Genomic DNA, 13,271 nt, shown 5'->3' with positions numbered 1-13,271 from the left:
CGCGAAACGCAATCCCAGGATTGCCGCCAGCAGGACGCTTCCAACGCCATGAGTTTCGCGGCTGACGCCGCTCCTACAGCGCCGTCGCCTTCCTCGCACAAGGCACTTCTACCGCGTCCATAACAGACAAGGGCCGCTTTCGCGGCCCTTGTCGTGCAGCAAGATCAAACTGGCAATCAGCTGCGCAGCGGAATCACGCGGATTTCCACGCGACGGTTCTGCGCGCGGCCCGCATCGGTGCTGTTGTCGGCAATCGGATACGACTTGCCGGCGCCCAACGTTTCAATGCGCTCGCGCTGCACGCCCTGCGCGCTCAGGTAGGCCGCCACGGCGTCGGCGCGCTCCTTGGAAATGCGGTTGTTGACCGCGTCGCTGCCGATGCTGTCGGTGTGGCCAACCACTTCAATCATGGTCTGGTTGTACTCGCTCAGCGTGCTGGCCACGCCATTGAGCGCGCTGTAGAACTGCGGCTTGAGGGTGGTCTTGTTGAAATCGAAGGTGATGCCGTCAGGCAGGTTCAGGGTGATGTTGTCACCCTCGCGCTGCACGTCGATGCCGGTATTGGCGGTACGCTCGCGCAGTGCGCGTTCCTGACGGTCCTGGTAGTTGCCGATGGCCGCGCCACCCAGTGCACCGATACCGGCGCCAACCATCGCACGCTGGCGGCGCTCGGTGGCGTCACCGCCGCTGAGCAGGCCGGCGGCCACACCGATGGCGGTACCAATCAGCGCGCTCTTGCCGGTCTTGTTCTGCTGCTGGCTCGGATTGCCATACTGATCGCTCTGCACATACGAACCACCGGTGGCGCAGGCCGAAAGAACGGCAGCTGCCACCAGGCCAAGGGAAATGTTGCGAACTGCAGTACGGGTGGTCATCTGAATCTCCTTCGGGGCCGCTCGGCCGTGTGGGTGCCGGGCAAGGATAAACAGCACGATGCGATGCCGACATGATGGCAATGCGCCCATCGGGGCTTCCATTCATCTTCATGTACAGGACATCCACATAGCTCTTGACGGTCGCCCCCGGACTTCCGGCCTGCATGGCAGGAGTCTGTCCCGGCGGCCCCTGTCTGGGACTGGATCATGGCGACAACTACACCCAGGCTCATGTCCGGCGCGCGGCATCGTGCCAAGCAACAGGTTTCCCGAGTTCGCCGCTGGCGCCGCGGAACTGAAATGCTCCCTTGGGCGTCACCGAAAGGATCTCCATGAAACTTCGGGATCATTGCCGTGCCCGAACCAACTGCCCCCCCCTGCTCCAGAGCCATGCCCAGACCAAGGCTTCAGTTCGCTGCGGGTTGCTCACCCACTGGATACTTCGACGGTCAGGCTGTGGATCTTCCCGCTGAAACGGAAAGGGCGACGATCGTAATAGTCCGGCGATACCGGCGACCCAAGGTCCACTCCCACATCGAACGTCTCACTGGCAGTGAAGGCCAATGGAACGGTTCGTGCGACGACGGTCTCTGCAACCGTGCAGCCATCGACCTGCAGGGTGACGCTCGCTGGCGCCATCGGTCGGGTTGATTCAAACCGGGTCTGTACCTTCACTACATGCCTTCCGGCCTTCAGCGGCACACTGCTTCGAGCCTGGAAGCGATCCAGGATCAACATGTTGTACTCGTAGACAAGTATCCCCTCGTCCAGAAACAGACTCACGCCACCGGAGAATCCCCCCAGGGCGTAGAGCACCCCGGAAGCGAGGTCGTCAGCAGTCAGGTCAATCTCGACAGAACTGTCCTGACTACCCAGGCCGGGCGCGGTGAACTCGGGCATGCGGTTCACCGACTCATCGAAACGCCACTTCGTATAGGGCGAGGCGATCCGGTCTTCGGGGTGAAGCCTCAACCACAATCCGGCGCCGACCGGCCAGACCAGATTGTCCCGTGAGACCTCCTTGAACAGGGCCTTCAGCTCCTCGAGCTTCGCAGGATTCTCCCTGGCCAGATCATTGGCCTGACTGAAGTCACGGGTGAGATCGTAAAGTTCCCAGGGTTCCGTCGCCATGTCCCAATGACGCAGTCGCTCCCCGGTGCTGGGCGTATCCCAGGGCACGAATGGCCCGAAAGCACAGGCGTACCAGCCTTCGGCATAGATGCCACGGCTCGCATTGTTCTCGAAGTACTGCACGCTCTTGCGGGTCGATACCTGCGCATCGTCGAAGGTGTACAGGAAGCTGACGCCATCCATCGGCTTCTGCACAAAACCATCGACACTTTCCGGCGCCGTGATGCCGATGGCCTCGTAGATGGTCGGCACGATGTCGTTGACATGGTGGAACTGCGAACGCAATTGTTTGTCCGGCTTGATCCGTGCTGGCCAGGACACGGCCATCGCATTGCGGGTTCCACCGAAATGACTGGCTACCAGCTTGGTGTGATGGAAAGGCGTATTGCCCGCCCAAGCCCAACCGGCGTGATACATGTTGTCGGTTTTGGGCGAGCCGAGCACCGGGATGCCGCCGAGCAGGTCGAGTGCCGACAGCTGCTCGTCAATGGTGTTGGCTATGCCGTTCTGCGCAAGCAATTCGCTGATGCTTCCCTGCTGCCCTTCAGCGCTGGAGCCATTGTCCCCAAAGACATACAGCACCAGTGTGTTGTCGGCCTTTCCCAACCTCTCCAGCTCATCGAGCAAGCGGCCAACCTGCGCATCCACATGCTCCAGAAAGCCGGCAAAAACCTCCATCAGGCGACGCTGGAATGGTCGCTGCGCCTCGGGTATCTCGTCCCACCCCTGCATGGAGTCGGCGCGCGGCGTCAACGCCGCATCAGGCGGGATCCAACCCCTCTCCTTCTGACGCTTGAACACCCGTTCGCGATACGCATCCCAGCCATCGTCGAACCGACCCTGATAGCGATCTGCCCACTCCTTGAAAATGTGATGCGGCCCATGGGCAGCACCCGGCGCCCAGTACAGTAGAAACGGCGCATCGGGGGCAAAGGCCTCATGACGGCGCAACCAACCTATCGCCTTGTCTGCCAGGTCCGAGGACAGGTGGTACTGCTCGTCCTGCGGCGGTTCTATCGGATTGGTGTTCTCATACAACCGTGGCTCCCATTGCGAAGTCTCACCCGCGATGAAGCCGTAGAAGTGGTCAAAGCCGTGCCCTGTTGGCCAGCGGTCGAAAGGCCCCATTGCGGTGGTCTGATTGGCCGGAGAGTTGTGCCACTTGCCGAACGCCGCGGTCTTGTAGCCGTAGTGCCGAAGAACCTCGGCCAGCGTCGCGGTGTCCTTGCCGATCACCCCTGTGTAGCCATCCCAATCCACCGCCCGCTCGGCGATGGTGCCGGAGTGGACACGATGATGATTGCGCCCCGTGAGTAGAGCCGCACGCGTGGGCGAGCAGATCGACGTGGTATGGAAGCAGTTGTAGCCCAGCCCGGCCTCCACCACGCGACTGAAACTGGGCGTATGCACTTCGCCGCCCACCGTGTCGGACAAGCCAAAGCCAACATCGTCAAGCAGCACGATCAGTACATTCGGAGCATTGTCCGGCAGCCGGCGCGGCTGCGTGCGGCGAAGATGCGTGGATTCGGCCAGCGTGTAACCGGCGGTGCTGGCACTGGGCTCGGCGGGAAACGGCAGTATCGCGCCAATGGAAGATGTCCCGTACGGCATAAGCACTCCTGTAGGCAATTGGCGCGGATCGTCCCGTTGGTGCTATTGCTTGCGCAGGTAAGCCTTCATCTCGGCCTGCTGGTCAATGGTCGCTTCACCGCTCACGTCAACGATGACCCTTTCCAGCCTGCCGGTATAACGGAACGGCGGCGCGTACTCCGGGTTCACTGGCGCGCCGCTGTCCTGACCGACCAGCATGGCGCCACCCTGCCCCAGCCGAATCGGCACGGTATGCGGCAGGCTGCCACTACCAATTGCCGTGCCGTCCAGCAGCAGGGTGACGCGCGCGGGCACTCCCTTTCCATTGGCGATGTCAGGCTTTCCGGTTGGCTCGAACTGCATGCCCAGCAGATGCCGGCCAGCGGGTAGCGGATCGTCAGCTTTAACGTAGAAGTAGTCCAATGCCAGGTAGTTGTGCAGATAACACAGGCGGTTGTCCTGGACAAAAAAAGTGAAACCGCCGTCATTGCCGCCGAAGCTGAGCAACACGCCATCGGCGCCACCGTCCGGGATATCCACTTCAGCAACAAAACTGTGGGGGCGATTGAGTGTTTTGGGCGCTGCCGCTGCAACAATTCCCTGCGTATGCGGATACAGGACGTAGCGCTGCAGGTTCTCCGCCACCTTGGGACGTTCAAGCGCGATACGCTGGGTGCCGCGACTGTCGATGGGCAGGACGTTGTACTTCCCGGCCTCGACGTACCACGTACCGATCGTTGAGACGAGGCGTTCGGGATTCTCGCCCGCAACATTCCGCGCCTCGGAGAAATCGCGCTCCAGGTGATACAGCTCCCATCCATGCGCGTCGAGTTCATCCAGCATTTCGTGGGTGATCTCGGCACCGAACGTGCGGCCGGATTCCTTGAACGATGTCCCCGGCCACGGGCAGACGGCGCGCCAACCCTGGTGATAGATCGAGCGGTGACCGAGCATCTCGAAGTACTGCGTCAGGTGAACTTCGGCCGCATTGCCATCGTTGAAGGTCGGCAACAGGCTCACACCCTCCATCTGCGATTGGGTGACGCCGCGCAACGACGCGGGCGCTTCGATGCCTAGCGCATCCAGCGCCGTTGGGACCATGTCGATGAGATGGCAATACTGCCGGCGAATCTCGCCTTTGGCCTTGATGCCGTCCGGCCAGGTGATGATGAAGGGATCGGAACTGCCGCCGCGGTAGGTCTCGCGTTTCCAGCGCCGGAACGGCGTGTTGCCGGCATGGGTCCACCCCCAAGGGAAATGATTGAACGTCGTGGGTCCGCCGATCTCGTCGATATGTTTGAGACCATCCTCCACGGTATCGGCGACGTTGTTGAAGAACCGGCATTCGTTCACCGATCCGGTGGGCCCTCCCTCCGCGCTGGAGCCATTGTCGGAGACGACCATGATCAACGTGTTGTCGTACTCGCCTATCTCTTTCAGGAAGGCGACGAGTTCGCCGATGTGATGATCGGTATGCTCCAGAAACCCTGCAAATACCTCCATCATCCGCGCGTACAGGCGTCGCTCGTCGTCCGGAAGTGAGTTCCACTGCTGCACGTCCGGATCGTCGGCGGGAAGTTCGGTTTCAGCAGGTATGATGCCCAACGCTTTCTGTCGCTCGAACACTTCCCTGCGATAGGCCTGCCAGCCCTCGTCGAAAGCCCCTTTGTAACGGTCAGCCCATTGTTTGGGCACGTGATGTGGCGAGTGCATCGCGCCAAGGGCGAAATAGCAGAAGAACGGCTTCTGCGGTGCGATCTGCTTGGCGTCGGCTATGAAGGATTTCGCCTTCTCAAGCAGATCCGGCGTCAGGTGATAGCCCTGCTCCGGGCTCGCCGGTGCTTCGACCTGGTGGTTGTCGTACACGAGCTCTGGATAGTACTGATGGGTATCCCCGCCAAGAAAGCCGTAATAGCGCTCGAACCCACGACCAAGTGGCCAACGTTCGTACGGACCGGCGGCGGTGTTGGTTTCCTCGGGTGAAAGATGCCACTTGCCGACGCAGTACGTGTTGTAGCCGGCCTGCTTGAGTATTTCCGACAGCATGCCGTTCTCGAACGGCATGTAGCCATCAGTGCCCGGAAACCCCGTTGAACCGTTGGACAGGCAACCCATGTGGTTGGAATGATGGTTGCGCCCCGTGAGCATGCACGAGCGCGACGGCGAACACAGCGCAGTCGTGTGCATGTTGTTGTACAGGAGCCCGTCACCGGCAAGTGCATCGATGTTCGGCGTCCTGATCGGGCTTCCGTAGCAGCCAAGATGACCGTAGCCCGTGTCGTCGAGCACGATGAAAAGAACATTCGGAGCGCCCTCGCGCGTGCGCACCATCTCCGGCCAGGCCGGTGAGGAGACGTCCGGTGTGCGACCGACGATGCCTGGGAAGCGCGTTCCCGGCCGATATTCCTTGAGCGTCATTGCAGCTCCAGCGGTTGCTGACTCTGCGCAGAAGTATGCGTTCTGCCGCGCACACAATCCTCCGTATTTCTACTGCCTCGATTCCACATCAAGGCCATCATCTCCGTTGCCCGCAGATGGGTCGGCACATGCCGCGTGGCAGCACGCAGCCTTCCGTTCGACAGTCGTCCAAACCCTGCTCCCGGTCCGCACGTTGCGCACAACGGCAATGACAGCCGGAAACTGATCGACTGCTGCCACGCTGCGTTCATGGCAAACGGATGAACGGTATTTCTACTTAGGTCGCATCGGTCGTTTTTCCGTAGACACATCAAAGTGGCGTGGAGATATTTGACGGCAGTTCGAACGTTGACGGACTCGCCGAACACCTGTCCGGCATCGGGTTTCCCGGCACTGCATCTCCCGCTGTTGCATGGCGAATGGGAGCGCGTCCATCGCGGCCCTCGCTGCTGATCTGGCTCAAGACGAGGTAAGGACATGGCACGCAGGAAACCACAGACAAACTCGGGCGCGCCCTGCGCCGGTACGCCGAACATACTTCCGCGCCCGGACTTCGCATTTTCCGGCGAGGTCGGCCGAACGTACCTGGAGTCCGATCCACCCCAGTTTCCGCAGCCGATTGCCGCACCCGAAGGTGCACCCAATATCGTTCTGCTGTTGATCGACGACTGTGGCTTCGGTCAGTACGGAACCTTCGGCGGTGGCATTCCATCACCGACGATGGACAGACTTGCCGCAGAAGGCCTGCGCTTCAATCGATTCCATACCACCGCGCTGTGCAGTCCGACCCGCGCTGCGTTGATCACGGGCCGAAATCATCATTCGACCTCCTTTGCCGGCATCACCGAGATCGCCACCGGTTATGACGGTTACACCTGCGTGCTGCCCAAGAGCTGCGGGACCATCGGCGAAGTGCTGCGCCAGAACGGCTATATGACCGCCTGGATCGGCAAGAACCACAACACCCCGCCGTGGGACACGAGCCAGGCGGGGCCGTTCGACCGCTGGGCCAATGGGCTGGGCTTTGACTACTTCTATGGTTTCAACGCCGGAGACATGAACCACTGGGATCCAATCCTGTACGAGAACCGAAACCTCGTTCCGAAATCGCCCGATCCCGACTATCACCTCACCACCGATATCGCCGACAAGGCCATCGCCTGGGTGCGTCAGGTGAAGAGCCTGGCGGCCACCCGCCCGTACATGCTCTATGTGGCCACCGGCGCCACCCATGCCCCGCATCACATCGGAAGCGAGTGGGCCGACAAGTTCAAGGGCCAGTTCGATGCCGGCTGGGACAAGTACCGGGAGCTGACGCTGCAACGCCAGAAGAAACTAGGCGTCGTGCCGAAGGACGCCAAGCTCACCACCCGCTCCAAGGGCTTGCCCGCCTGGAGCTCCCTCAACGCCGACCAGAAGCGTCTGTATGCCCGGATGATGGAGATCTTTGCAGGCTACGCCGCCCATTGCGACCACGAGCTTGGCCGCGTTGTCGATGCATGCCGCGCGCTTCCCGGCGGCGAGAACACGATCTTCATTTACCTGGCCGGCGACAACGGTGCCAGCGCCGAGGGTGGCCTTGAAGGATCGCTGTGCGAGAACCTGTTCTTCAACGGCATTCAGGAGAAATGGCAGGACAACATCAAGGTCATCGACGAACTCGGCGGCCCGAAGCATTTCAACCACTTTCCTTCGGCGTGGGCGCACGCCATGAACACGCCGTTCCAGTGGACCAAACAGGTCGCCTCCCACTTTGGCGGCACACGCAATCCGATGATCATTTCCTGGCCGGACAGGATCAAGGACAAGGGCGGGTTGCGCAGCCAGTTCCTGCATACGATCGATCTGGTTCCAACCCTGTACGAGTTGTGCGGGATCACCGCGCCGCGCGTACTCAACGGCGTGGAGCAGAAGCCCATCGAGGGCACGAGCTTTGCCGCCGCGCTATGGGATGCCAAGGCTCCCGAGACGCGCAAGACCCAGTACTTTGAACTGGGATGCAACCGCGGCCTCTACCATGACGGCTGGATGGCCTCCTCACCTTCGTTCGTCCCCTGGGACCCCAATCGGGCAACGTGGAATCCGGACACCGCACCGTGGGAGCTGTACAACATCGAAGAGGACTTCTCCCAGGCCAATGACCTGGCCCGCAAGCACCCGGAGAAGCTGCGCCAACTGCAGGACACCTGGTGGGTTGAAGCGGCCAAGTACCACGTACTGCCGTTGGACTGGCGTGGCACCGAACGCTTCAACTCCGAAGCCATGGGCAGACCGAGCCTGGTGCGGGGCCGCGAGGAGATCACCTTCTACCCCGGCACGATCGCCGTGCCGGACGCAGCCTCGCCGCCGATGCTCAACAAGTCATGGACCATCATTGCCGACATCGAAGTGCCGGCCGGCATCGCAGAGGGAATGATCGTCACCCATGGCGGTCTGGAAGGCGGTTACCGCCTGTATCTACGCGATGGAAAGCCCACGTTTGTCTACAACTTCCTGTCGCAGGAACGAACCACCGTTGCCGCGACCAAGGCGCTTCCACCAGGCAAAACGAAGCTGGTCGTCGACTTCAAGTATGACGGCGGAGGCATAGGCAAGGGCGGAACGATCACGCTCAGCGCCAACGGCAAGGCCTTGGCCAAGGGCCGACTCCAACGCACCGTGCCCGCCCAGTTCTCGCTCGGCGAAGGCCTGGACATCGGCATGGATATCGGGTCGCCGATCGATTTCACCTACGATCTTCCGTTCGCGTACACCGGCAGCATCACGCAGGTCCAGATCCGGCTGGGCAAGACGGCCGGCGCGCCAGCAGGCAAACCCGTGGCCCCCAGCAAAAAGACAGCGGCACGACGGAGATCGGCAAAGGCGTAGGTGGCACGCGTGGTGAACTCGGCAAGGGTATTCGCCGCCGTCGGTCGCCGGCAGAACACACGAAGGCGAACCCACCGCGGATAGCCGCTGGATGGCAATCCGCGGCGGCCCAGCTGTCGCCGACGAATCGCGCGCATCAACGTGGCCGGCCCGCACAGGATCGGCTCTTCCCGCAGCACAAGCATGGTCGCGCCGAATCACCACCGGCGCGTAGTGACGATGGGCGCCTGCCCAGTGCGTGGGCAGCAACACGTCGGCTGCCTGCAGGCAGATCCAAGCGTGTTGCACCCACCCATTGAATCCGACGCCCGCTGCGGATGTACCAGGCTGGTTCTTCCGCGCTAGTAGTTGATCCCGGCATGGAACCTGGCCTGCATCACGCGTTCTTCCTCTTCACTCAAGCCTGGGTCGCCGAGCAGGATATCGACCTGTCCAATGACGCCCTGAAACGCAAACGGCGGCTTGTAGTCCTTGCAGACCGGCGAACCCGTGTCGCAACCGACACCGAACGTATCGATGCCGAATCGACCCGCGACAGTGCGCTCAATGCGCTGATGATCGACTTCCTCCCCATCCACGAACAACACTGCTTCGCCACCCTTGCCAGCGCCGCCACCGTCGTAACGGAACTCGAAGGAAACCGTGGATTTCCCTTCCGGCAACGTCTTGCTGGAGGTCAGGCTCGTGCGCTGCAGTTCGAAGTAGTTGTAGTGATAGTTGGCCTTGCCATCTTTCACGTACAGCACGAAACCCGCTGACTGCCCGCCCTCTGCCAACAGCACTCCGTCACCGCGTTTCTCGATGGTGATGTCAATGCGGTGCGAGCGATTCTTCGTGTTTGGCGCGGCGGTTTCGGCAAGGCGCACCGCACCGGGGTAGTAGGTGAACCTGCGTCGGGAAGGATCCGCGCCCCCTGGAGCAGGCTTGGGTTCGGCCAGTCGCCCCGCTCCCCGATCATCCAGCGGCAGCACGTTGTAGCGCCTGCATTCCTCGTCAAACAGCCGCTTCAAGGCCTCGACCCTGTCCGGATGCTGTGCAGCCAGGTTCTGGTTCTCGCTGAAGTCCTCATCCAGGTGGTACAGCTCCCAGTTGTCCTTGTCCCAGTTGCCGGGCGCGTAGTCCTGTCGCCAGGGGAACGTATGCTGGGCACACGCGATCCAGCCCTGATCGTAGATGGCCCGGTTGCTGAACACCTCGAAGTACTGGCGTTGACGCACCGGCTTGGCATCCATGGCCGTGAACGTGGAGGCGATGGACACGCCATCCATGGGTTTCTGCTCGATGCCATTGACGGTGCTGGGCGCGGGAATACCGGCCACCTCCAGCACAGTCGGCACGATGTCGATCAGGTGCGTGAATTGACTGCGAATGCCACCGGCTTCCTTGATCTTCGCCGGCCAGGACACAACCATCGGGTTGCGTGTGCCACCCAGATGGCTGGCCACCTGCTTGACCCACTGGAAAGGCGCGTTGCCCGCCCAGGCCCAACCCAACGGATAGTGCGGCTCGGTGTCAGGCCCGCCGATTTCATCGATGACCTTCAGATTGTCCTGCAGATTGGACGGCACGCCGTTGAGGTTCATCACCTCATTGACCGTACCGGTTTCACCGCCTTCGGAACTGGCTCCGTTGTCACCGACGATGTAGAACAGCAGCGTGTTGTCGGCATCGGGCAACTGCGCGATGGCCTCAAGCAGGCGGCCGCATTCGTGATCGGTGAAGGCCAGATAGCCGGCAAAGTTCTCCATGAACCGCGCGTACAGCCGTTGTTCGTCAGCGCTGAGCGAATCCCACGGTTTTACCCAGTCCGGACGCGCGGTGTTCTTGGCTTCCTCGGGAATGATGCCGGCCTTCAGCTGGCGCTGATAGGTTTCTTCGCGCACCTGATCCCAGCCCTGGTCGAACTGTCCGGTGAACTTGTCACGCCACGCCTTGGGTGCGTGGTGCGGTGCATGCGCGGCGCCAAGGGCAAAGTACAGAAGCACCGGCTTGTCCGGGTTGATCGACTTGCTGTAACGCATCCAGTCGATGGCGCGGTCCGTCATGTCGGTCATGAAGTGGTAGCCGTCCTCGGGCGAGGTTTCCGGTTCCACCGGTTTGGTGTTCTCGAACAACACCGGGTAGTACTGGTGGGTCTCGCCTCCGATGAAGCCATAGAAGTAGTCAAAGCCCAGACCGGTTGGCCAACGATCGAATGGACCAACGATGCTGGACTCCCAGTCCGGGGTGTTGTGGTTCTTGCCGAACCACGCGGTGTTGTAGCCGTTGTCCTTGAGGATGCGGCCCACGGTTGCCGTGCTTTGCGGAAGCATGCAGTTGTAGGACGGGAAACCCGTCGCCCATTCGGCCAGGAAACCCGAGCCACAGTTGTGGTGATTGCGCCCGGTGATCAGTGCCGCGCGCGAAGGACCGCAGATGGCCGTGGTGTGGAAGCGGTTGTAACGCAATCCCTGCGAGGCGAGCTTGTCCAGGCATGGGGTTGGCACTGGGCCGCCAAAGGTCGAGACCTGCCCGAAACCGACATCATCCAACAGGATGATCACGACGTTGGGAGCGCCCTCCGGTGCCTTCGGCAAGGCGGGCCACTCGCCAGTGGATTCCTTGTAGGTCGGCCCTATCTTTCCGCCGAACGGCGGATCAGGCATCGGAAGCTGCGTGCGATCAGGCTGCGGACTCACTGTGATTCCTCCTCACCAGGGCGGTACAGATGGGCCCCGTCAGCATGAAACCGATGTCCCTTGTGCGCCTCGGCAAAGGCACTGGACAGCTACCAGTAGATCTACTGACCCCTCCAAAGGCTTCCGGAGAACGCATCGCTGCACCAACTCGGAGCACGGATATTCACTGTTGTGCGTCTGGCATGGCCGGGGTGCGAAATGTGCTTTCCCCGGCTGACTCGACCATCACCACGGCAACCGCACTTGGAGCCTCTACTCAGGCGGTTCGCAAGACATGCACAGCGGCCTCACCGGCACTGGTGATAGGCCGCCAATGCGGCCTCGCGGCCTTCAGCAAGGTCCACCAGCGGCGCGCCGGGATAGGACGGTGCATGCTCGGCCCGCAAGCCCGGAAACTGCCACGGTGCAAACCGCGCTTTGACCGGCAACGCTGCCAGCTCCGGCACCCAGCGGCTGATGTAACGCGCCTGGGGATCGAACTTCTGCGCCTGGGTGACCGGGTTGAACACACGGAAGTAAGGCGCCGCATCGGCGCCGGTGCCAGCGATCCACTGCCAGCCCATGCTGTTGTTGGCCAGATCGGCATCCACCAGCGTGTCCCAGAACCACCGGGCGCCCTCCCGCCAATGCATGCGCAGGTGCTTGCACAGGAAGCTGCCCACCAGCATCCGCACGCGGTTGTGCATGTAGCCGGTGGCCCAGAGCTCGCGCATGCCGGCATCGATGATCGGTATGCCGGTACGCCCCTGCTGCCAGGCTTCCAACAAGGCAGGCTGAGAGGGCGCCCAGGCAAAATGCTCGAAGCGGGGATTGAGATTGCTGTCGGAGGTTTGTGGGAAGTGATGCAGCAGGTGCCAGGAGAACTCGCGCCAGCCCAGCTGTCGCAGGTAGCCGTCGATATCCGCATCACGCCCGGCGCTGCGCAGGGCTTCCAATGCATGCGCAATGCGCCACGGGGCGATCTCGCCAAAATGCAGGTGCGGTGACAGCAACGACGTGCCGGTGCGATCCGGCAGGTCACGCTGCTCGCGGTAGCCGTTGAGCGCGCCATCGGTGAATGCTTCCAGCGCTTCCAGCGCGCCGGCTTCGCCCGGTTGCCAGCGATCCCAGAACCCCGTATCCCAACCCAGCCGTGGCTGCAGGCCCAGCGCCTCAAGCGCAACGCCGGTAATGCGATGCGCCGACAGCTGCACCGGTGCTTCGGACAACGCTGCCAGGCGCCAACGGCCCAGCGCATTGCGCCAGAACGGTGTGAACACCTTGTACGGCCCGCCCTGCAGCGTGGCCAGTTCCCAGGGCTCGAACAACAGATAGCCGTTGTGGCTCTCGGCATGCACGCCCTGCTCGCGCAAGCCGCGCTTGATGGCGGCATCGCGCGGCTGCGTGGCCGGCTCGTACTTGCGGTTCCAGTACACCGCTTCGGCACCGCTTTCGGCGATCAACGCCTGCAGCTGTTCGGCGCTGCCGCCACGGCGCAGCACCAGCGACGATCCAATCGATCGCAGCTCGGCATCCAGCCCTTGCAGCGAATGATGCAGCCAGGCATTGGAAGCCGCGCCGGGCACCCAAGCACCCTCTTCTTCCGGTGCATGGATGTACACCGGCAGCGGCGTGTGGCCAGCCTCGATGGCGGCTTGCAGCGCCGGGTTGTCACGCAGGCGCAGGTCACGCCGGAACCAGACGATGGCGACGGACATGCGCGCTTCCCTGC

General features: G+C 62.1%; 6 protein-coding genes. 1 reads left to right on the top strand and 5 read right to left on the bottom strand.

What is annotated here, in order from left to right:
• Positions 1-176 precede the first annotated feature (176 nt).
• The 3 genes from LR961_RS09065 to LR961_RS09055 form a co-directional block, all read right to left on the bottom strand.
• Positions 177-875 (bottom strand): OmpA family protein, encoded by a 699-nt coding sequence (locus LR961_RS09065; RefSeq protein WP_232148451.1) that lies wholly within the window; start codon positions 873-875, stop codon positions 177-179.
• Between the two features lie 426 nt (positions 876-1,301).
• Complete coding sequence (locus tag LR961_RS09060) at positions 1,302-3,617, bottom strand: arylsulfatase (protein ID WP_232148450.1); 2,316 nt, start codon at positions 3,615-3,617, stop codon at positions 1,302-1,304.
• Between the two features lie 42 nt (positions 3,618-3,659).
• Complete coding sequence (locus LR961_RS09055) at positions 3,660-6,014, bottom strand: arylsulfatase (RefSeq protein WP_232148449.1); 2,355 nt, start codon at positions 6,012-6,014, stop codon at positions 3,660-3,662.
• 477 nt (positions 6,015-6,491) lie between these two features.
• Here LR961_RS09055 and LR961_RS09050 point away from each other — a divergent pair, with 477 nt between their 5' ends.
• Positions 6,492-8,882 carry an arylsulfatase gene (locus tag LR961_RS09050; protein WP_269670567.1) on the top strand — a complete coding sequence of 797 codons (2,391 nt, stop codon included), beginning with the start codon at positions 6,492-6,494 and terminating at the stop codon, positions 8,880-8,882.
• Between the two features lie 341 nt (positions 8,883-9,223).
• Here LR961_RS09050 and LR961_RS09045 read toward each other — a convergent pair whose 3' ends face one another.
• Both LR961_RS09045 and LR961_RS09040 read right to left on the bottom strand, forming a co-directional pair.
• Positions 9,224-11,527 (bottom strand): arylsulfatase, encoded by a 2,304-nt coding sequence (locus tag LR961_RS09045; protein ID WP_232148447.1) that lies wholly within the window; start codon positions 11,525-11,527, stop codon positions 9,224-9,226.
• 320 nt (positions 11,528-11,847) lie between these two features.
• A complete protein-coding gene (locus LR961_RS09040; RefSeq protein WP_232148446.1) occupies positions 11,848-13,257 on the bottom strand; it encodes a deoxyribodipyrimidine photo-lyase in 1,410 nt (469 codons plus the stop codon).
• Positions 13,258-13,271: the final 14 nt, after the last annotated feature.

It is taken from the genome of Stenotrophomonas sp. SY1 (assembly GCF_021202945.1).
Classification (GTDB): domain Bacteria; phylum Pseudomonadota; class Gammaproteobacteria; order Xanthomonadales; family Xanthomonadaceae; genus Stenotrophomonas.
Note: the sequence above shows the minus strand (reverse complement) of the source record. Positions and strands in the feature narration are given on the sequence as shown.